This is a genomic window from Rugamonas rubra (genome assembly GCF_900114705.1).
GTDB classification, from domain to species: Bacteria; Pseudomonadota; Gammaproteobacteria; order Burkholderiales; family Burkholderiaceae_D; genus Rugamonas; species Rugamonas rubra.
This window is the reverse complement of sequence record NZ_FOTW01000074.1, coordinates 1-1,627: the sequence shown is the minus strand read 5'-3', so window position 1 is coordinate 1,627 and position 1,627 is coordinate 1. Positions and strand designations below refer to the sequence as shown.

Below are 1,627 nucleotides of genomic sequence, written 5' to 3'. Positions count from 1 at the left end.
TTCAGGTAGCCCCTGGCCACGCCGGCTCCGCCGATGTGGATTTCGCCCACCGCGCCCGGCGGCACCAGCTGGCCCAAGCGGTCCAGCAGGTAGACCCGCGTGTCGGCGATCGGCCGGCCGATCGGCAGCGGCGCCGCCTGGTCGAAGCCGGCGGAAATTTCGCAGGTGGTGGCGAAGGTGGTCGTCTCGGTCGGCCCGTAGCAGTGCACCAAATGCTGCGGCCCGCCCTGCGCCAGCAGGCGCGCGAAGGCGGCCGGGTCGGCCCGTTCGCCGCCGCACATCAGGTAGCGCAGCCCGGCCAGCGCCTCGGGGATCGCCCGCGCGTACTGGTTGAACAGGGCCGTGGTCAGGAACATCGCCGTGATGCGGCGCTCCTTGAGCAGGCGCGCCAGCCGTTCCGGCGCCAGCAGGGTGGCCGCATCGACCACCACCAGCCGCCCGCCGTTGAGCAACGGCGCCCACACGTCCATGGTCGCCGCGTCGAAGGCCGGGTTGGCGGCGAAGGCCACCCGGTCGCCGCCGTCGAAGGCGGCGTAGCCGTTGTCGACGACCACCCGCGCTATCGCCCGGTGCGGCACCATCACGCCCTTCGGCATGCCGGTCGAGCCGGAGGTATACATCACGTAGGCGATCGCTTCGGGGTCGGCCTTCAGGTCCGGGTTGTGGCTTGGCCAGGCGGCGTGCCAGTTCGGCGCGTCCACCTCGGCCACGCCCTGCCCCGCACCTGGTGTCGCGTCGAGATCGAGACGCCGCCAGCCGGCCGCTTCCGGCAGCTTGCGCTGGCGGCTGGTCAGCACCACGACGGCGCCGCAATCGGCGATCAGCGCCGCCTGCCGTTCCGCCGGAGCCTCCAGATCGAGCGGCACGTAGAAGGCGCCGCACTTGAGGATGGCCAGTTGCGCCACCACCAGCAGCATCGAGCGCGCCAGCAGCACGGCCACCGCCGCGCCGGGGCGCACGCCGTCCGCCGCCAGGCGATGCGCCAAGCGGTTGGCCTGGGCGTTCATTTGTCGATACGTCAAACGGCGGCCGTCCTGTTCCACCGCCACCGCCGTCGGCGTGCGCAGCGCCTGCCGCTCGAACAGCTGGTGGACGCAGACGGCCGGTGCGGCCGCGCACGGCGCGTCGTTCCACGCCACCAGCAGTTGCTGGCGCTGCGCCTGGTCGAGCAGCTCGATGCGCTCGATCGCCTGCCTGTCGTCGCGGCCCATGCCGGCCAGCATGCTGCGCAGGGCCGCCAGATGGCGCTCCACCGTGGCTCGTTCATACAAGGCGGTGGCATAGCCAAGCACGCCGGCGATGGCGCCGTTGGGCTCCTCGCGCAGGCTCAGCGTCAGCTCGAACTGGGTGCCGTGCGCGCCGTCGTCCGGCAGCGCCTCCAGCATCAGTCCGTCCAGCGCCGGCGCGGCGCCGGCCGCGTTCTGCCAGGCGAACATCAGCTGGAACACCGGGTGGTGGGCCAGCGAACGCTCGGGCTTGAGCACCTCCACCACCTGCTCGAACGGCACGTCCTGGTGGCTCTGCGCCTCCAGCACGCGCCGGCGCACCGTGGCCAGCCAGTCGCCGACCGTCGGCTCGCCGCCCAGCTCGAGGCGCAGCGCCAGCGTGTTGACGAAGAAGCCGATCA

At 72.4% G+C, this 1,627-nt stretch carries 1 protein-coding gene; it reads right to left on the bottom strand.

Features of this window, described 5'->3' with window-relative positions:
* Positions 1–1,627: non-ribosomal peptide synthetase (locus BM252_RS29755; protein WP_139236835.1), on the bottom strand; the 1,627-nt coding region annotated here is incomplete at both ends.